This is a genomic window from Stenotrophomonas sp. GD03794 (assembly GCF_029842145.1).
GTDB lineage: Bacteria > Pseudomonadota > Gammaproteobacteria > Xanthomonadales > Xanthomonadaceae > Stenotrophomonas > Stenotrophomonas riyadhensis.
In genome coordinates this window covers 43312-60813 of the sequence record NZ_JAOCFV010000022.1, presented here as the reverse complement: position 1 = coordinate 60813, position 17502 = coordinate 43312, and the positions used below count along the sequence as shown (strand labels likewise).

Here is a 17502-nt window from a genome sequence, read left to right as displayed (position 1 = left end):
CGGGTGGGCTGGGCAGGGGTATCCGCGCCATGGATGGCGCGGCTAAGCCCCGGGGACGGATTCACGGCGTCCCCTGCCCAGTCCACCCGCCCGGCCAAGCGCGGCTTCTGCTTTTGCTTTACACGACCACCCCACCCACGAGGGGCTGCGCCGTTCGCCGGAACCTACGCCGAAGGCGCCGGCTTCTGCCGAAGCAGACTGACCGCCAGGCCGCCAACAACCAACACCCCCAGCCCCAGCAACGCCCACAGCAACCACGACTTCCAATCGCGCTGCGGCTTCAGCGCCGCGTCGCCGGCCAGCGGCTCCGGGCTGCCCTCCAGGCGCGCCAGCGTCGGCTGCCACGACGGGTCATTGCGCTGCCGCAGTTCCTCGATCAGCACACCAATCGGCGCTTCCATGCGGCGCGCGGTCGCACTGCCCACTGCCAGTGCATACGGCGCGGCCCCCTGGCTCAGGAACACCAGCACTTCCGGCTGGTAGCCCAAGCGCAGGGTCGGTGCGGTCGCCGTTTCCGCCGGGTTCGCCACCAGCTTCCAATAGCGGTCACGATGCACGCTACCCAGCGGCTGGGCCGCTGATTGCTGGCGCTGGCCCTGCGTGCCCTGCTGCAGCTGGTACGCAATCCACGGCGCACTGCGGCGCTGCCACTCGGCACTCTCGTCATCGCGGCTGAACAACGTCCACTGCACCAGGCTGTTGTCGGTGCTGGCCACATCGGCGCGTGCTACCGGGAAACGACCATCGAGTTCGAAGGTGTATTCGCCCTTGCCCTTCGAGACCGGCTCCAGCGACAGCCATTCCCACGGCAGCGTGGCCGGTGCCGGCGGCAGTTCGGCCAGCACGCTGCGCAGCGTCGGCAGGCGCGCATCGCCCTGTGCCAGCACACGCAGGTAACGTGCTTCGCCATTCACCTGCAGGCGACGCTGCAGCAGGCGCTTGCCAGCGCGCTGCAGATCCACCAGCGGAACGTCACGCCCGACCGCACGCCAGTGCTGCAGATCGTCGCTGGCATCCAGCTGCACCTGCGCCTGCAGCGGCTGTCCGCTGTCGGCCCAATCCAGCACCAGCGCCGCCAATGGTTGCTGGCCGAGCACGCTGGCATCGATCAGCCAACCGCCCTGCCCATTCGCCACCGCACCACCACTCACGCGCGCCTCGACCCGGCGTACGCGGCCATCGGTATCGCGTTCGGTCAGCAGCTGCAGATCATTGCGCTGTGCCTCGGCCAACGGCGGCAGCGCGAACCACGGCAGTTCACGCTGCACCGGCGGCTGCGCCAGCGGTTGGTCCGGCGCCAGCAGCGCCGATGGCAACGACTGGCCAGCGGCGTTGAACACCTGCAGATCGCCGAGATCGGCGGCACCTGCACGGCGATAGATCGCTGGCTCCAGAACAACCCTGTACGCACCGGACTGTGCGCTGGACAGCGTCAGCGGCCACTGTTCGGCGTACTGCGTGCGGTAATCGGCGGCCTGCACCACGACGGCGGCCAGCATGCCGAACATCGCCGGCAGCAGCGCCCTGCTCCACTTCCTCATTGCTTCTCCTCCACGGACGGCGCCGCGCTGGGCGGTGCCGGTGCCAGATAACCCACGACCGTGCACAGCAGGCCGTAGGCGATGAACGATGCGATGCCCAGCAGGTTGCCCAGGTGCTGGCGATCGACGATGACCAGCTTGGCCAGCACCACGCCCATCAGCACGGCACCGACCATCCACAACACGCGCTGGCCACGGCGCGATCCCCACACCCAGGCAATCACGCCGAGCACGCTCCACAGCACGGTCAGGCTGGTCTGCGCCAGGCTGAAGCGCATCATCGACGCGTTCCACGACAGGCCGCCCCACTGATGCACGCCATGCAGCACAACGCTGGTCAGCGCGACGAAGGTTGCCAGTGACAGCAGCGGCATGCGGATATCCAGCAGCGCCTGCGGCGCCTGATCGCTGTACAGCCAACGCGCCAGCAGCAGCAGGCTCAGCCACTGCCCGAGCTCCGCCGGATTCAGCACCGGCAGCCACAGCAGCGGCGCAGCATCGCCCGGCAGCAGCTGGCCGGACAGCCAGCCGATCGACAACAGACCGAACAGCACGCACTGCAGCGGCTGGCGCACGCGGTCGAACGCTGCACCCAGCGGCCAGCGCAGCGCATTCCAGCGCCACAGCGACAACGCCGCCATCAGCAGCCACGGCAGGGTCACCAGCAACGTGGTCCAGCCCTGTGCCAGATCGGCCTCGCCACCGCCCCACAAGGCCAACAGCGAAAGCAGCGACGGCCACAGCAGCCACCACAGGAACTGCGCGATGCGCGCCACGGTGTCGCCCCCCTGGCGCAGGCACAGCAGCGTGCGCACGCCCAGCACCGCGAACACCGCCCAGGCCAGCGCGCCGTAGCCGGCGAACGGCTGATGGTGCGCGTCGCTCTGCAACAGCGCCAGCGGGAAGCCCAGCGCCAGCATCGCCAGTGCGGTCACCCCCAGAGCACGCGCCGGCTGGCGCCGCTGTACTTCGGCGGCCAGCCATGCGGTAACGGCAGCCAGCACCAGCAATGCATCCACTTCGGTGCGGTACGGGAAGAAACGGGTGATCTCATGCACCAGGCCACCCAGCCACCACAGCAGGCCCCACAGGTAGTAGACCAGGGCAATCTCGTGGCGGGACCTGCGCTGGTAGCTCCAGGCCGACGCGAAGCCGGCCAGGGCCAGCAGCAGCGCCCCGATGGCGATCGGATTGATCAGGAAGCGCAGGTCCTCATGCCAGTGATCGCCACCGGCCACGAAGGCGAATGCAGCGCCCATCTGCAGCAGCGCGCCGGACACCTGCGGCAACCAGCGTTTCTGGCGCAGGCCCAACCAGGCCAGGCCAGCGCCTTCCAGCGCAAAGACCGCGCCGGTGGCACGCGCCGACAAGGCCAGCGGCACCGCCAGCGTGGCGAAGCCCACCGCCAGCACCGCGTGCGACTGTGCCAGCACGGTGTACGACGCACGCGCGATCAGCGCACGTGCCAGCACCGCGTAGATCGCCGCCAGGGCCAGCGCGCACAGCGCCAGCGTCATCGGCTGCTGGTACAGCATGCCCGCCTGCAACGAGAACGCGACCAATGGCGTACCGAACACCAGGCTGCCATCGATCAGGTCACGCCGCCCGGCGGGCTGCCGGCGTGCATACAGCAACGGGATCAGCAGGTAGAAGGCAAAGAACAGCAGCAGGAACGGCTCGGTGCTGCTGAACTTGTCAGGCGCGTACTGCAGCACGCCCCAGAACGTACCGATACCGAAGGTGAAGGCGAAGCCCAGCAGGTTCAGCGCGCGCCACGGTCGGAACCAGGCAATGGCGAAGATGCCGGCGTTGAGCACCGCGTAGTAGCTGAACAAGCCCACGTGGTTGCCGCTGCCGGTGGACAGCCACAGCGGTGCCATGAAGCCGGCGAGGATGCCCAGCACCGCCAGCGTGCGCGAGTTCTGCACCACTGCCAGCACGCACAGCCCGGCCACCAGTGCAATGGAGCTGACGAACGCGAAGCCCGGGGGAATCAGGTCGAAGCGCTTGAAGGCCGCGAAGATGGTCAGCAGCAGCACCCCGATGGCGCCGCCCTGCAGGGCCAGCGCGAACAGGCGCCTGCGCTCGCGCTGGTGCCAGCCGAACGCCAGCAGGCCGAGTGCGCCGACGGTGACGCCGGCCAGGCGCAGCTCGATCGGCAGCACCAGCCAGCCCTGGTCACTGACGTACTTCAGCAGTGCGGCGACACCGGCCAGCAGCACCAGCATGCCGATCTTGACTGGCACGTTGCCCTCGGTGAACCAGCGCTTGACCGCACCGACGCCGCGCTCGATGAAATTCGGCAGCACCGGTTCTGGCGGCAACGGCGGCTGCACCGGCGCCGGCGGTACCGGCGGTGGCGCAGCAGGACGGGGGGCAGGCGCCTCGGTGGGCGGGGCCTCTCGCACCGGCGGTTGTGGGGGTTGCGGCGCAGCCGCAGCGACCGGGCGCAGGAACGGTGGATCGGCACTGGCCGCAGGCGTGACCATCGGCCGTTCAGGCGCGGGCGTGACGGCCGCCGGCTTGGCAGCGGCAGGCGCGGCGGCCATGGCGCTTTCCAGCGCGGCGACGCGGCGGCGCAGGCCGGCAATCATCACCAGCGCCACCACCAGCAGCAGCGGGATGGCCAGCAGGACCAGTACGACCAGGGCTATCAGTGCTTCCATTGCGTGCTTCCATTGCGTTCCCGCGCCCCAGCGGCAGCGGTCGACCGCCCCATGCTACGACAGGGCCGGCCCCATAAACGACGAACCCCGGCCAGGCCGGGGTCCGTCTGCGATCTACGCCGGCCTTACTTGGCGGCGATGACCTTGGCCATTTCCAGGCACTTGTTCGAGTAGCCCCACTCGTTGTCGTACCAGGTCACCAGCTTGACGAAGGTGCCGTCCAGGGCGATGCCAGCGTCGGCGTCGAACACCGAGGTGCAGGTTTCGCCGCGGAAATCGGTGGCCACGACCTTGTCTTCGGTGTAGCCCAGGATGCCCTTCAGCGGGCCTTCGCTCTGTGCCTTCACTTCCGCGCAGATCTCGGCGTAGGTGGCTTCCTTCTCCAGCTCGACGGTCAGGTCGACCACCGACACGTCCGAGGTCGGGACGCGGAAGCTCATGCCGGTCAGCTTCTTGTTCAGTTCCGGGATGACCACACCGACGGCCTTGGCCGCACCGGTGGACGACGGAATGATGTTTTCCAGGATGCCACGGCCGCCGCGCCAGTCCTTGTTGGACGGGCCATCGACGGTCTTCTGGGTGGCGGTGGCCGCATGCACGGTGGTCATCAGGCCGCGCTTGATGCCCCACTTGTCGTTGATGACCTTGGCCAGCGGCGCCAGGCAGTTGGTGGTGCACGATGCGTTGGAGATGATCGCCTGGCCGGCGTAGGTCTTGTCGTTCACGCCGTACACGAACATCGGCGTGTCGTCCTTCGACGGGGCCGACATGATGACCTTCTTGGCGCCGGCATCGATGTGCTTCTGCGCGGTTTCCTTGGTCAGGAACAGGCCGGTGGCTTCCAGCACCACGTCAGCGCCCACTTCGTCCCACTTCAGGTTGGCCGGGTCGCGTTCCTGGGTCAGGCGGATCTTCTTGCCGTTGACCAGCAGGTCGTTGCCCTGCACCGCCACGTCGGCCTTGAAACGGCCGTGCACGGAGTCGTACTTGAGCATGTAAGCCAGATAGTCCGGCTCCAGCAGATCGTTGATGGCCACGATTTCGATGTCGTCGCCGAAGTTCAGCACCGCCGAGCGCAGGACGTTACGCCCGATGCGACCGAAACCGTTGATACCAACCTTGATTGCCATGTTCTCAAGCTCCTGCAGCCGCGACGGGTGCGGCGGGATGGATAGGGCCCACAAGTCTAGCAAACCGGGGCTGGCCACCGTGGGCCGGCCGGGGCCCGCAGCGGGCTGGCGGACAGGATTTGATCCGGATCAAAGCGTTAGCGCGGCGTGAGGCCGAGACTGTCGCCATCCACCCAGCAACGAGAACACCCCCATGCGCAAGATGTCCCCCCTGATCGTGGCCAGCCTGGCCGCCGCCCTGTCCCTCGCCGCCGCCCCGGCCATGGCCCAGTCCAAGGGCGACTGGACGCTCTCCGCCGGCATCCACCAGGTGGCGCCGAAGTCGAACAACGGCTGGCTGGCCAACCACACCCTGAAGGTCGACGTCGACAACGACGTCAAGCCGACCATCACCGGTGAGTACTTCATCGCCGACAACCTGGGCATCGAAGTGCTGGCCGCGCTGCCGTTCAAGCACGACATCAACATCAATGGCCTGGGCCGCGTGGGCAGCACCAAGCAGCTGCCGCCGGTGGTGACCGTGCAGTACCACTTCAACAGCAAGGGCAAGGTGTCGCCGTTCATCGGTGCGGGCGTGAACTACACGACCTTCTTCAGCGAAGACACCACCGGTGCGCTGAAGGACAGCCGCCTGAAGCTGCAGGATTCGTGGGGCCTGGCCGCGCATGCGGGCGTGGACTTCGCGATCGGCGAGAAGGGCGCGCTGCGCGTGGACATGCGCTGGATCGACATCGACAGCAAGGTGAAGTTGAACGGCGAGAAGATCGGCACGGTCAACATCGATCCGCTGGTCTACGGCGCGTCGTACGTCTTCAAGTTCTAAGCGGTGTGTTGAGCGCGGGGGCTTCGCCCCCGCTCCCCCGCTACCAGCAAAACCCTCGCAGCATGTTGCCCCGGTGATTGCCGGGGCTTTTTTTGTCTGTGCGCGAAGCACCGGCTTCTGGAGTTGGGCGGAGAGGGTGTCTGCAGTTGCGAGCGGCAGGTTTTGATCCTGCATTTGCTTTTGATGTTGCCTTTGACGTTTGCATCCGCCTTCGCTGCCATGTTGGATGGGGGCTGCAGGGGCAGGCGCTGCAGCCCGCCCCCAGCAGACAGGAACGCGCCGCTCTTCAATCCACCTACCCCGCTAGAATGTGCGCATGAAAGCCCTGCACTCCCTCTTCCTCGCCGCCGCCCTGGCGCCGGCCCTGCTGTCCGTCTCCGCCCCCGCCCATGCCTGGGGCGCGCAAGGCCACCGTCTGGTCGCCGAAGTCGCCGACGCCCGCCTCACCCCCACCGCCCGCGCTGAAGTGGACCGCCTGCTGGCCATCGAACCGGATGCCACCCTGGCCAGCATCGCGCCGTGGGCCGACCAGCTGCGTGCCAAGGACCCGGGCCTGGGCCGTCGCTCGGCCGGCTGGCACTACGTCAACATCGCCGAGGACAACTGCCATTACGAAGCACCGAAGCATTGCAAGAACGGCAACTGCATCGTCGAGGCCCTGAAGGCCCAGAGCGCCATCCTCGGTGACCGCAGCCTGACCGACGGCGAGCGCCTGCAGGCACTGAAGTTCGTCGTGCACCTGGTCGGCGACATCCACCAGCCGATGCACGCCGGTTACGCCCACGACAAGGGCGGCAACGATTTCCAGCTGCAGTTCGGCAACCGCGGTACCAACCTGCACTCGCTGTGGGACAGCGGCATGCTCAACACCCGCAAGCTGGATGACGCAGGCTATCTGCCGCTGCTGCAGAGCCAGCGCGCGCCGAAGCTGGCGCGCCAGTCCAACCCGCAGCGCGACCCGCAGACGTGGGCCGAGGCCAGCTGCCGCATCTCCATGCAAGCTGGCGTTTATCCGGCCACGCGTAAAATCGGTGACGAGTACACCGAGCGCTACCGGCCGCTGGCCGAAGCGCAGCTGCGACTGGCCGGTGAGAACCTGGCGCAGTTGCTGAACCGCGTGCTCGGCGCGCGCTGAGGAGAGTTCCGATGTCGGTCCAGGTGCAGTCGTTCTTCCACCGTGACAGCAACACCTTCAGCTACCTGGTCAGCGACCCGGCCAGCGGCGAGGCAGCGCTGATCGACCCGGTCCTGGACTACGATCCGGATACCGACGCCAGCAGTGAAGCGCCGCTGCATGCCGCGTTGCAGGCCATCGAACAACAGGGCCTGCAGCTGCGCTGGCTGCTGGAAACCCATGCCCACGCTGACCATGTGTCGGCCGGGCGCCGCCTGAAGCATCGTTTCCCGCAGGCCACGCTGGCCATCGGCGAAGGCATCCGCGCGGTGCAGGCCACGTTCGCACCGCGCTATGGCCTGCAGCTTCCGGCGTCCGATGAGATCTTCGACCACCTGTTCAGCGATGGCGAGACCTTCACCCTCGGCGAACTGCGCGGCCAGGTGATCGCCGTGCCCGGGCACACCAGCGACAGCATCGCCTACCTGATCGGCGACGCGCTGTTCACCGGCGACTCGCTGTTCATGCCTGACGGCGGCACCGCACGCTGCGACTTCCCGGGTGGCGATGCAGCGCAGCTGTACCGCTCGATCCAGCGCCTGCTGGCCCTGCCCGATGCAACGCGCGTGTTCGTCTGCCACGACTACGGCCCGGGTGGACGCAGTTTCGCCAACGAAACCACCATCGGCGAACAGCGCGCGCACAACATCCACGTGCATGACGGCGTAGCCGAGGCGGAGTTCGTCAGCGTGCGACAGGCCCGCGATGCCACGCTGGAAGAACCGAAACTGATGCAGCCCGCAGTGAAGGCCAACATCCAGGGCGGGGCCTGATCGACGCCGCTGTATTGGCCGGGCATGGCCCGGCGCCACCCGGCATCACGCGCGATCATTTTCCCTGCGTGCGGACCGTCTGCCGGCCCTTCACGACCTCGAAGGTGAAGGCGTACTGCAGGGTGACGGCCACCGGTTCGACCCGCTCGGCACTGCGGCAGTCGCCGCGATCAGCCGGCACTTTGCCTGCCGCGAAGTGACAGACTGCGGCGGAGGAGTACTTCCACATGGCAACCGCCTCCTGCGCTGCCTGCAGCAAGGGCGCATTCTCCGGTGCCTCACCCGCACTGCATTCGCTGCGGTCGGTCAGCGGGATGCTGCGCTCAACGCTGCCCTGCGCATCCACCACCACCTGCAGGCAGACCGTAGTCGGCGGCAGCGAGGTGCGTGGATCACGCTCGCCCACTACCGGGTCCGGTGCCGTATGCAGTTGTGGCATGCGGTAGCCTTCGCTGGCGGCCAGTGCGTAGGGCTGGATCTGACCGGTCCCTCCCCCCGCATCGGGTCGCAGACGCTGGTGACCGACATTCTCGCTGCGGGTATCGGCCGTGGTCAGGCGATCCTGGGTTGCACATGCCGCCAGCAGCACCGCCATCATCAGCAGCGGCGCTCGCTTCACTTCGTGTCCTCGGTGTCATCCATGGCGTAGGTAATCGGGACGCGCACGGCACCGGCCACCGGCTTGCCGTTCTTCACTGCGGGCCGATAGGTCCAGCTGCGCGCCGCAGCAATCGAGACAGCATCGAACACCCCCGGATTGGTGGCGCTGAGCACCTGGACGTCGGTGGGATGGCCTTGGGCATCCACTTCCACGCGCAGGTTCACCACGCCCACCTGGCGCTGCTCGACCGCAGATTTCGGATAGGACGGTGGCGGCATCTTGTCGACCTGGATCTCCCGGTCCATGACGGACCCTGCGGCGCCTCCCGCGCCTCCCGCGCCTCCGCCCTGGCTGGCCCACGCCACCGCTCCCATTCCCAGGCACACCCCGACCACCAGTACCTGTCCCGACACCCACGGCAATGCCTTCCGCTTGGACTGCTTCAACATGGCGATGCGCTCCTTCAACACGGGTTGGCTGCGCCAATGGCAGACCGCGGGCGCAACCGGGTGGACCAGCTGCGCCTTCAGCAGCGTGCTGGCGTAGAGGCCGCGCAGCGCAGGCTGCGGGCCGATGGTGCGGGCATCGCAGGCCAGTTCCTGGTCGCGCAGGAAGCGGCGTGCGGCCCAGGGCAGCAACGGGTGGAACCAGAACAGCGCGCGCACCAGCAGCAGCGCGCCGTTGGCCCAGTGGTCGCCATTGCGACGGTGGCTGCGCTCGTGCTGCAGGATCAGGCCCTGTTCCTGTGCGGTGAACTGCTGGTCGAAGTCCGGGCCTACCACGATGCGCGGACGCCACAGGCCGACCAGCGCGGGCAGCCCGGGATCAGCGCTGGCCTGCCAGCTGCCATCTGCGCGTGCACACAGTTGGCCCATGCCACGTTCAAAGCGCCGCTGCGCACGTAGATCGCGTAGCAGACAAAGGACCGCCCCCAGCGTCCATGCCAGCAGCAACAGCCCGGCCCACGGCAGCGACTGCCCCGCCATGCCTTCGACGGCGCCGGGTACCACTTTCAGCGGCAACGTCGGCACATGCTCCAGAAGTGCCACCTGCGGCAACGGCAGCATCAGTGCCAGCAGCAGCATCGGCAGCAGCCACCAGCTGCGATAGGCCAGCGCAACGCCCCCCAATCGCACCAGCAGCGGCCGCATCACCGCCAGCAGGACCACGCCCACCGCCAACCACAGGCTGGCCTGCCACACTCCGTTGAGCAGCTCAGTCATGGTCCAGCTCCTGGATCAGCTTCTTCAGTTCGGCGATGTCCTGCGCACTCAACTGGCCGCGTTCGCTGAAGTGCGCGACCAACGGCGCAACGCGCCCTTCGAAGACACGGCCGATGAAGTCCTGGCTCTGCGCCTCCACCCACGCCTGGCGCTGCAGCAACGGCCGGTACAGGTAGCGCCGGCCATCACGCTCGGCAGCAATCGCGCCCTTGGTCAGCAGGCGGTTGAGCAGGGTCTTGATGGTCGGCTCGGCCCAGTCACGGTGGGCCAGCGCGGCCACCACGTCGTCGGCGCTGCGCGGTGCCTGCTGCCAGAGCACCTCCATCACAACGGCTTCGGCTTCGCTGATCGGGGTCATGATTTACATCCGTAATCGACGATTTGATTACGCGCGTAATCGAAAGCCTTGTCAACCCCCTCGACTCCAGGTTCATCGCACCTGCGCCAGCATCGATGCCTCCCGCCCCAGGCCCCGGATGAAAGCGCTGCCCAAGAAGGACGTCCCGGTCGAGCACGCCCGCCGCTTCCTCGAACCCGGCCCGATCGTGCTGGTCAGCACGGCGTGGCGTGGCCAGCACAACCTGATGACGATGGGCTGGCACATGGTGATGGGCATGTCGCCTTCGCTGGTCGCCACCTACCTGTGGCACGAAAACCACAGCCACGCATTGGCGCGCGGCAGCGGCGAATGCGTTATCAACGTGCCGGGGGTTGAACTGCTCGATACCGTCGTGGACATCGGCAACTGCAGCGGCCGCGAGGTCGACAAATTCGCCCGTTTCGAGCTCGATGCGCTGCCCGCGCGCGAGGTTGGCGCACCGCTGGTCGGGCAGTGTCATTCCTGCTTCGAATGCCGCCTCTACGACGACAGCCAGGTCGCAGCGAACAACCTGTTCATCTGGGAAGTCGTGCGCGCCCACGTGTCGCCACGGCCGAAGCTGCCACGCACGGTGCATTACCGCGGCGATGGGCAGTTCATGGTGTCCGGTGCGGAAGTCTCGCGTCGACGGCGGTTCAAGCCCGACATGCTGTAATGCCCGCACTCCCCCACACGCAGGACCACCGCGCATGACCGAACACCTCACCGACCTGGACGCCGCCGTCGATTGGTTGTTTGCGCGCGTGGACGGGCCGCTGCGGATCGGGGCACCGCTGGCACTGGGCAAGCCGCATCGGCTGCTCAATGCCCTCTACGCACGCGTCGAACACGATCCTTCGCGGCCGCTGCAGCTGTATACCGCGCTGTCGTTGAACCCGCCGAAGGCGCGCGGCAACGGCCTGGAAGCGCGCTTCATGGCACCGTTCGCGCAGCGTCACTTCGGCGACGATTTCCCGCGCCTGGCCTATGCCGATGCGATCGCGCGCGACGCGTTGCCGGCACATGTGCAGGTGGAGGAGTTCTACATGCAGTCCGGCGCCCTGCTCGGTTCGCGCCAAGCGCAGTCCAGCTATACCAGCCTGAACTACACCCACGCCGCCGATGCCGTAGCGCAGCGCGCGCCGCAGGTGATCGTGCAGAAGGTGGCGATGCGCCCGGATGACCGCCGGCTCTCGCTGTCGTGCAACAACGACATCACCCAGGACACGCTGGATGCGATGACCGCGCGCGGCCTGCCGCGCCCATTGATGATCGCCGAGATCGATCCCCAGCTGCCCTATCTGGGGGGCTCGGCGACGGTCGATGTGTCGTTCTTCGATCTGGTGATCACCCCACCGCCGCCGTACCCGGCGCTGTTCGGGCTGCCGCGGCAGCCGGTCGGCGATGCCGACTACGCCATTGGCCTGTACGCCAGCACACTGGTGCGCGACGGCGGCACCCTGCAGATCGGCATCGGCACGCTGGCCGACGCGCTCAGCCATGCGCTGGTGCTGCGCCACACCGACAACGCGCGCTACCGCCGCGTGCTGCATGCGCTGGATCCACAGCTGGCCAGCCACCCGCTAGTGCAGGAGATCGGCGGACTGGATCCGTTCGAGGTCGGCCTGTATGGCTGCAGCGAGATGCTCAACGAGGGCTTCCGCCGGCTGGTGCAGACCGGCGTGATCAAGCGCAAGGTGCACGACGACCTGGCGCTGATGCAGCGCATCGAGAATGGCAGCACGCTGTCCATCGACCACGCCACCCTGGCCGCCGAAGGCGAGTACCTGCATGGCGCCTTCTACCTGGGTTCGCCGGAATTCTACGAGTGGTTGCGCACGCTACCGGAAGACGAATGCCGTGCGATCGGCATGCGCCGCATCAGCGAGATCAACCAGCTCTACGGCGGCAACGAGACGCTGGAGCGCCTGCAACGCCGCCATGCGCGCTTCTTCAACTCCTGCATGATGGCCACTGCACTGGGCGCGGCCGTGTCGGATGCGCTGGACGACGGACGTGTGGTGTCCGGCGTGGGTGGCCAGTACAACTTCGTGGCGATGGCACATGCCCTGCCGGAAGCGCGCAGCGTCCTGATGTTCCGCGCGGCGCGCGATGACAAGGGCCGGCGCGAATCCAACGTGCGCTGGAACTACGGGCACACCACCATCCCGCGCCACCTGCGCGACATCTACCTCAACGAGTACGGCATCGCCGACCTGCGTGGACTGACCGACGAGGACTGCGTGCATGCGATGACGGCGATCACCGAAGCCCCGTTCCAGGGAGGCCTGCTGCAGCAGGCACACGCCTCGCGCAAGCTGCTGGCGGCCACGCAGCCGGATCCACAGCATCAGCAACGCAACACGCCGCAGGCACTGGCTGCGGCACTGGCCCCATTCCGCACCGATGGCAGCCTGCCCGACTATCCGTTGGGCAGCGACTTCAACGAGATCGAGCAGGTGCTGGTGAAGGCGCTGGGTTGGCTGAAGGCCAACACGCAGACCCGTGGCGACAAGCTGCGTACCGTCTGGTCAGCGCTGCGCCAACCGGCTGGCGACGGCGATGCGGTGTACCTGCAGCGCATGGGCCTGCAGGCCCCGAAGGATTTCGCCGAACGCCTGGACGCGCGACTGCTGCGCCTCGCACTGGCACGCACCGCCTGAAAAAAGGGGACGGAGGGGATTAAGTCGTTTGTGCACATGCGACTTAATCCCCTCCGTCCCCTTTTTCTCATCCACGCATGGCGTGGATCTACCGCTCTATCCTCACTGCATCCTCAAGATACAGACGGGCAATCGGTGGATGCGCTCGATGCTCGACCTGCCACAGGTCATATGCCGCCTGCATCGCCAGCCACATGCGGGCATTGCCCAGACCTGCAAGCTCAAGGCGGAATGCAAGTTCCGCGGAGATGCCCGCGTGCCCGTTGATGATTGTCGACAGCTGTCCGCGCGAATAGCCAAGATGCTGCGCCAGCGCACTGATCGACATACTGATCGCTGGCAGGATGTCTTCGCGCAGCGATTCCCCGGGATGCGGCGGATCATGCAACGGCATCGAGCAGACTCCTAGTGGTAATCAAGGTAATCGACCAGTTCGACGTCGAGCCCACGAAAGCGGAACACCAATCGCCAACTCGCCGAGACACTTACAGCCCAGTAGCCGCTATAGCTCCCGCGCAGGGGATGCAGGCGATTTCCGGGCAGCCCCATGTCCCCAGGCACGCGGGCCTGATCCAGCTGCAGAAGCAAACGCCGCAACCGGGCCACATGATCGGCACGGACTCCGGAAATGTCGCCCCGCTCATAGAGCGCTTTCAGGCCCTTGTGCCTGAAGCTGACGATCATGCGGCGCCAGTGTAAGGCATCACCTTACACCCCGCAAATCCACCATGGGTTTCTGCGCCGATCTTCTTGTCCATGACCACTTCTGAGGGTGCCTCGGCAGGTCCTCCTTTTCGCAAGGAATGCAGGTCAGATGAAGAGGCCAACGCGACACTGGTGCCGCGGGGGGCAACATGCCGGACGAAAAAAGGGACGGAGGGGATTAAGTCGTTTGTGCAAAAACGACTTAATCCCCTCCGTCCCCTTTTTCTTCCGGCAACGAGAAAGGCCGGCTTGCGCCGGCCTTTCCCTTCCTGCTTCGCGAGGCTGCTTACAGCGCCTTGGCGGCTTCCACCACGTGGGCAGTGGTGATGCCGAAGTGCTTGTACAGCTGGTCGGCCGGGGCCGAGGCACCGAAGGTGTCGATACCGATCACGGCACCGTCCAGGCCGACGAACTGGCGCCAGAAACCGGTGACACCGGCTTCCACCGCCACGCGCTTGCGCACGGCGTTCGGCAGTACCGATTCACGGTAGGCCGCATCCTGGCGCAGGAACACGTCGGTGGACGGCATCGAGACCACGCGGGTCTTGATACCGGCCGCGTCCAGCTGGGCCTTGGCTTCGGTGGCCAGCGAAACTTCCGAACCGGTGGCGATCAGGATCACGTCCGGGGTACCGGCGGCATCGGCCAGCACGTAGCCACCGCGCTCGATCTGGGCGATCTGCTCGGCGTTGCGCGGCTGGTGCGGCAGGTTCTGGCGGCTGAACACCAGGCAGCTCGGGCCGTCCTGGCGGGTGATCGCAGCCTTCCAGCTCACCGCCGACTCGACCGCATCGCACGGACGCCACACGTCGTTGTTCGGGATGTAGCGCAGCGAGGCCAGGTGCTCCACCGGCTGGTGGGTCGGGCCGTCTTCGCCCAGGCCGATCGAGTCGTGGGTGTAGACGTGGATGGCGTGCGCCGGAATCAGTGCGCTCATGCGCACGCCGTTGCGGGCGTAGTCGCTGAACACCAGGAAGGTGGCGTCGAACGGAATGAAGCCGCCGTGCAGGGCCAGGCCGTTGGCAATGGCGGTCATGCCGAACTCGCGCACGCCGTAGTACACGTAGTTGGCGTTGGCGTCGTCGCTGGCAACCGACTTGCTGCCCTTCCACAGGGTCAGGTTGGAGTGCGCCAGGTCGGCCGAGCCACCGACGATTTCCGGCAGCAGCGGGGCGTAGGCTTCGATGGCCAGCTGCGAGGCCTTGCGCGAAGCGATCGTCGGGCCTTCAGCGGCCACCTGGGCGATGTAGGCATCGGCCTTGGCAACGAAGTCGGCCGGCAGCTCGCCGTGCGAACGGCGGGTCAGCTCGGACGCTTCAGCCGGGTACTGGCTGGCGTACTTGTCGAACAGCTGTTCCCACTCGGCCTGGCGCAGGGTGCCAGCGCCATTGGCGCGCCAGCCGTCGTAGATCGCCTGCGGGATCTCGAACGGACCGTATTCCCAGCCCAGCTGCTTGCGGGTGGCTTCCAGCTCGTCCTTGCCCAGCGGAGCGCCGTGGCTGGATTCCTTGCCCGCCTTGTTCGGCGAACCGAAACCAATGGTGGTGCGGCAGCAGATCAGGGTCGGCTTGTCGCTCTGCGACAGCGCGGCCTCGATGCCGGCCTTGATGCTTTCCGGGTCGTGGCCATCGACATCGCGCACGACGTTCCAGCCATAGGCCTCGAAACGCTCCGGGGTATTGTCGGTGAACCAGCCCTCGACGTTGCCGTCGATGGAGATGTGGTTGTTGTCCCAGAAGCAGACCAGCTTGTGCAGGCCCCAGGTACCGGCCAGCGAAGCGGCTTCATGCGACACGCCTTCCATCAGGCAGCCATCGCCCATGAACACCCAGGTGCGGTGGTCGACCACTTCCAGTTCCGGGCGGTTGAAGCGCTGTGCCAGCAGCTTCTCGGCCAGGGCGAAGCCCACGGCATTGGCGAAACCCTGGCCCAGCGGGCCGGTGGTGGTTTCCACGCCCGGGGTCTCGTGGCGTTCCGGGTGGCCGGCGGTGTGGCTGCCCAGCTGGCGGAACAGCTTCAGCTGCTCGATCGGCAGGTCGTAACCGCTCAGGTGCAGCAGCGCGTACTGCAGCATCGAACCGTGGCCGTTGGACAGCACGAAACGGTCGCGGTTGAACCAGTGCGGGTTGCTCGGGTTATGGCGGAGGTAGTCGTTCCAGAGGACTTCGGCGATGTCGGCCATGCCCATGGGCATGCCGGGGTGGCCGGACTTTGCGGTTTCAACCGCATCGGCGGCAAGGAAGCGGATGGCGTTGGCCAACTGGCGACGGGTAGGCTGCGTCATGGTTCTGTCGGAATCGGGAGGCGGCCGCGGACGTGCGGGCGGCCTATTGTCCCATAGTCGCCGGGCGGGGGGTCGGTTCACCTTGCCCGGTCGTGCCGGCCGCTGGCCGGCAACGTCGTCACCTCCGCCGGATTCCGCATGTGAAACGGGGTCGGAGCCCTTTCCCTGCGGAAAGGAATCCGACCCCGATCAGGTCGCCAGCAGTGGCGTTGGACTCAGTCCTGCTGCGGGCCCAGCGCCGGGCCGTCGTGCGATTCGCCCTTGGCCACCAGGGTGGTCAGGGCCAGGTCGCCGGTCACGTTCAGGGCGGTGCGGCACATGTCCAGGAAGTGGTTCACGCCCAGGATCAGGCCGATGCCCAGCGGGTTCACGCCCACCATCGCGCAGATCATCGCCACCACCGGCAGCGAGCCCGACGGCACGCCGGCCGTGCCGATGCCACCGAGGATGCAGACCGCCATCACCATGATCTGCTGGCCGATGCTCAGGTCCACGCCGAAGAACTGGGCCAGGAAGATCACCGTCACGCCCTCGAACAGCGCGGTGCCGTTCTGGTTGGCGGTGGCGCCCACGGTCAGCACGAAGCGCGACACGCGCTGCGGCAGGCCCATCTGGTCAGCCACGCGCAGCGCGGTCGGCAGGGTAGCGTTGCTGGACGCGGTGGAGAACGCCATCACCGTCGCTTCCTGGGTATCGCGGAAGAACGACAGCGGCGAACGTCCGGACAGCCACACCGCGGTGCCGTAGGTCACGATCATGTGCAGGCCCAGCGCCAGCACCACCACGCCCACGTAGGCACCAAGGCGGATGATCAGCTCGAAGCCGAACAGTGCGGCCAGGTTGAACATGAAGCAGGCCACCGCATACGGGGCCAGGCGGATGACCAGGTTGATCAGGGTCATCGAGATTTCGAACACGCCTTCGATGGCGCGGCGCAGCGGGGCGACCTTCTCGTTGTCAGTCAGCACCATGCCGATGCCGAACATCAGCGCGAAGAACATCAGCGACAGGATCGCGCCGTTGTCCGACGCCGCCTGCAGCACGTTGCTCGGCACGATCGACAGCAGCATGTCCATGCCCTTCGGCGTGCCATGGATGCCCGCGACGATTTCCTTGCTGCGCTCGGCGTTCTCAGACAGCATCATCGCGGCGACCTGCGGGTCGACGCCGGCACCCGGCTTGAGCAGGTTGACCAGCACCAGGCCGATGCCCACGGCGATGCCGGACAACAGCACGGTGTAGGCCAGGGTCTTCCAGCCGATGCGGCCGAGGGCGCGGATGTCGCCCATTTCCGACACGCCCATGATCAGCGCCGAGAAGATCAACGGCACGATCAGCATGAAGATCAGATTGAGGAACAGGCCCGACGCCGGGGTGGTGACGTAGTCCATTACCCACTTGGCACCGGCCTGCAGACCATCGACGCTGCCGCCCAGGGCGTGCACGATCAGTCCCAGGACCAGGCCGATCGCAAAGCCGATGCCCATCTTCCAATGCAGGGGCAACTTCTTCTTGTCGGCAGCAGCTGCTGTCATACGCGGGTTTCCTCGAAAAATGAATG

General features: G+C 66.8%; 15 protein-coding genes. 5 read left to right on the top strand and 10 right to left on the bottom strand.

Annotated features, from left to right (window positions below):
• Nucleotides 1-164 precede the first annotated feature (164 nt).
• The 3 genes from N5D91_RS13395 to gap form a co-directional block, all read right to left on the bottom strand.
• Nucleotides 165-1541 carry a DUF3999 domain-containing protein gene (locus tag N5D91_RS13395; protein WP_180854245.1) on the bottom strand — a complete coding sequence of 459 codons (1377 nt, stop codon included), beginning with the start codon at nt 1539-1541 and terminating at the stop codon, nt 165-167.
• Complete coding sequence (locus tag N5D91_RS13390) at nt 1538-4207, bottom strand: DUF2339 domain-containing protein (RefSeq protein ID WP_180854246.1); 2670 nt, start codon at nt 4205-4207, stop codon at nt 1538-1540. The genes N5D91_RS13395 and N5D91_RS13390 overlap by 4 nt, the downstream gene beginning before the upstream one ends.
• 125 nt (nt 4208-4332) lie before the next feature.
• On the bottom strand, nt 4333-5337 hold the full coding sequence (gene gap, locus N5D91_RS13385; RefSeq protein ID WP_005414333.1) for a type I glyceraldehyde-3-phosphate dehydrogenase: 1005 nt from the start codon (nt 5335-5337) through the stop codon (nt 4333-4335).
• A gap of 193 nt (nt 5338-5530) precedes the next feature.
• Here gap and N5D91_RS13380 point away from each other — a divergent pair, with 193 nt between their 5' ends.
• From N5D91_RS13380 to N5D91_RS13370, 3 genes are all read left to right on the top strand, one after another.
• Entirely contained in the window at nt 5531-6160 is a 630-nt protein-coding gene (locus N5D91_RS13380) for an OmpW family outer membrane protein (RefSeq protein WP_110713419.1), read from the top strand.
• A gap of 316 nt (nt 6161-6476) precedes the next feature.
• Nucleotides 6477-7295 carry a S1/P1 nuclease gene (locus tag N5D91_RS13375; RefSeq protein ID WP_180854247.1) on the top strand — a complete coding sequence of 273 codons (819 nt, stop codon included), beginning with the start codon at nt 6477-6479 and terminating at the stop codon, nt 7293-7295.
• A gap of 11 nt (nt 7296-7306) precedes the next feature.
• Entirely contained in the window at nt 7307-8107 is an 801-nt protein-coding gene (locus tag N5D91_RS13370) for an MBL fold metallo-hydrolase (protein WP_164161063.1), read from the top strand.
• A 55-nt stretch (nt 8108-8162) separates the two neighbouring features.
• Here the strand turns inward: N5D91_RS13370 and N5D91_RS13365 are convergent, their stop codons facing one another.
• From N5D91_RS13365 to N5D91_RS13355, 3 genes are read right to left on the bottom strand one after another with little or no spacing between them, the layout of a single operon-like run.
• Nucleotides 8163-8726 (bottom strand): hypothetical protein, encoded by a 564-nt coding sequence (locus N5D91_RS13365; protein ID WP_088431135.1) that lies wholly within the window; start codon nt 8724-8726, stop codon nt 8163-8165.
• Nucleotides 8723-9931, bottom strand: a complete 1209-nt coding sequence (locus N5D91_RS13360) for a TonB family protein (RefSeq protein ID WP_110713428.1) — start codon at nt 9929-9931, stop codon at nt 8723-8725. Before N5D91_RS13360 ends, N5D91_RS13365 begins: the two co-directional genes overlap by 4 nt.
• Entirely contained in the window at nt 9924-10289 is a 366-nt protein-coding gene (locus N5D91_RS13355) for a BlaI/MecI/CopY family transcriptional regulator (protein ID WP_010484077.1), read from the bottom strand. Before N5D91_RS13355 ends, N5D91_RS13360 begins: the two co-directional genes overlap by 8 nt.
• A gap of 118 nt (nt 10290-10407) precedes the next feature.
• Between N5D91_RS13355 and N5D91_RS13350 the strand changes: the two genes are divergently transcribed.
• A complete protein-coding gene (locus N5D91_RS13350; RefSeq protein WP_180854248.1) occupies nt 10408-10965 on the top strand; it encodes a flavin reductase family protein in 558 nt (185 codons plus the stop codon).
• Between the two features lie 34 nt (nt 10966-10999).
• On the top strand, nt 11000-12952 hold the full coding sequence (locus tag N5D91_RS13345) for an acetyl-CoA hydrolase/transferase C-terminal domain-containing protein (protein ID WP_110713432.1): 1953 nt from the start codon (nt 11000-11002) through the stop codon (nt 12950-12952).
• Between the two features lie 88 nt (nt 12953-13040).
• On the opposite strand, the gene N5D91_RS13340 is transcribed toward N5D91_RS13345, so the two are convergent.
• The 4 genes from N5D91_RS13340 to N5D91_RS13325 all read right to left on the bottom strand — a co-directional run bounded on the left by N5D91_RS13340 (nt 13041) and on the right by N5D91_RS13325 (nt 17476).
• Nucleotides 13041-13346 carry a HigA family addiction module antitoxin gene (locus N5D91_RS13340; RefSeq protein ID WP_014038309.1) on the bottom strand — a complete coding sequence of 102 codons (306 nt, stop codon included), beginning with the start codon at nt 13344-13346 and terminating at the stop codon, nt 13041-13043.
• Between the two features lie 11 nt (nt 13347-13357).
• Nucleotides 13358-13636, bottom strand: coding sequence for a type II toxin-antitoxin system RelE/ParE family toxin (locus tag N5D91_RS13335; protein ID WP_093999576.1), 279 nt, complete (start codon nt 13634-13636; stop codon nt 13358-13360).
• A gap of 307 nt (nt 13637-13943) precedes the next feature.
• Nucleotides 13944-15941: a transketolase gene (gene tkt / locus N5D91_RS13330; protein ID WP_049442708.1), complete on the bottom strand. Its 1998-nt coding sequence runs from the start codon at nt 15939-15941 to the stop codon at nt 13944-13946.
• Between the two features lie 215 nt (nt 15942-16156).
• The gene (locus N5D91_RS13325) at nt 16157-17476 is read right to left on the bottom strand and encodes a dicarboxylate/amino acid:cation symporter (protein ID WP_110713434.1); all 1320 of its coding nucleotides are present in this window, start codon (nt 17474-17476) and stop codon (nt 16157-16159) included.
• Between the last annotated feature and the right edge of the window lie 26 nt (nt 17477-17502).

Excerpts from the sequence above, each read along its gene's own strand:
- gap (WP_005414333.1), bottom strand. The coding sequence starts at position 5,337 with ATGGCAATCAAGGTTGGTATCAACGGTTTCGGTCGCATCGGGCGTAAC.
- N5D91_RS13375 (WP_180854247.1), top strand. The coding sequence starts at position 6,477 with ATGAAAGCCCTGCACTCCCTCTTCCTCGCCGCCGCCCTGGCGCCGGCC.
- N5D91_RS13335 (WP_093999576.1), bottom strand. The coding sequence starts at position 13,636 with ATGATCGTCAGCTTCAGGCACAAGGGCCTGAAAGCGCTCTATGAGCGG.
- N5D91_RS13360 (WP_110713428.1), bottom strand. The coding sequence starts at position 9,931 with ATGACTGAGCTGCTCAACGGAGTGTGGCAGGCCAGCCTGTGGTTGGCG.
- N5D91_RS13350 (WP_180854248.1), top strand. The coding sequence starts at position 10,408 with ATGAAAGCGCTGCCCAAGAAGGACGTCCCGGTCGAGCACGCCCGCCGC.
- N5D91_RS13355 (WP_010484077.1), bottom strand. The coding sequence starts at position 10,289 with ATGACCCCGATCAGCGAAGCCGAAGCCGTTGTGATGGAGGTGCTCTGG.
- tkt (WP_049442708.1), bottom strand. The coding sequence starts at position 15,941 with ATGACGCAGCCTACCCGTCGCCAGTTGGCCAACGCCATCCGCTTCCTT.
- N5D91_RS13345 (WP_110713432.1), top strand. The coding sequence starts at position 11,000 with ATGACCGAACACCTCACCGACCTGGACGCCGCCGTCGATTGGTTGTTT.
- N5D91_RS13390 (WP_180854246.1), bottom strand. The coding sequence starts at position 4,207 with ATGGAAGCACTGATAGCCCTGGTCGTACTGGTCCTGCTGGCCATCCCG.
- N5D91_RS13340 (WP_014038309.1), bottom strand. The coding sequence starts at position 13,346 with ATGCCGTTGCATGATCCGCCGCATCCCGGGGAATCGCTGCGCGAAGAC.
- N5D91_RS13370 (WP_164161063.1), top strand. The coding sequence starts at position 7,307 with ATGTCGGTCCAGGTGCAGTCGTTCTTCCACCGTGACAGCAACACCTTC.
- N5D91_RS13395 (WP_180854245.1), bottom strand. The coding sequence starts at position 1,541 with ATGAGGAAGTGGAGCAGGGCGCTGCTGCCGGCGATGTTCGGCATGCTG.
- N5D91_RS13325 (WP_110713434.1), bottom strand. The coding sequence starts at position 17,476 with ATGACAGCAGCTGCTGCCGACAAGAAGAAGTTGCCCCTGCATTGGAAG.
- N5D91_RS13380 (WP_110713419.1), top strand. The coding sequence starts at position 5,531 with ATGCGCAAGATGTCCCCCCTGATCGTGGCCAGCCTGGCCGCCGCCCTG.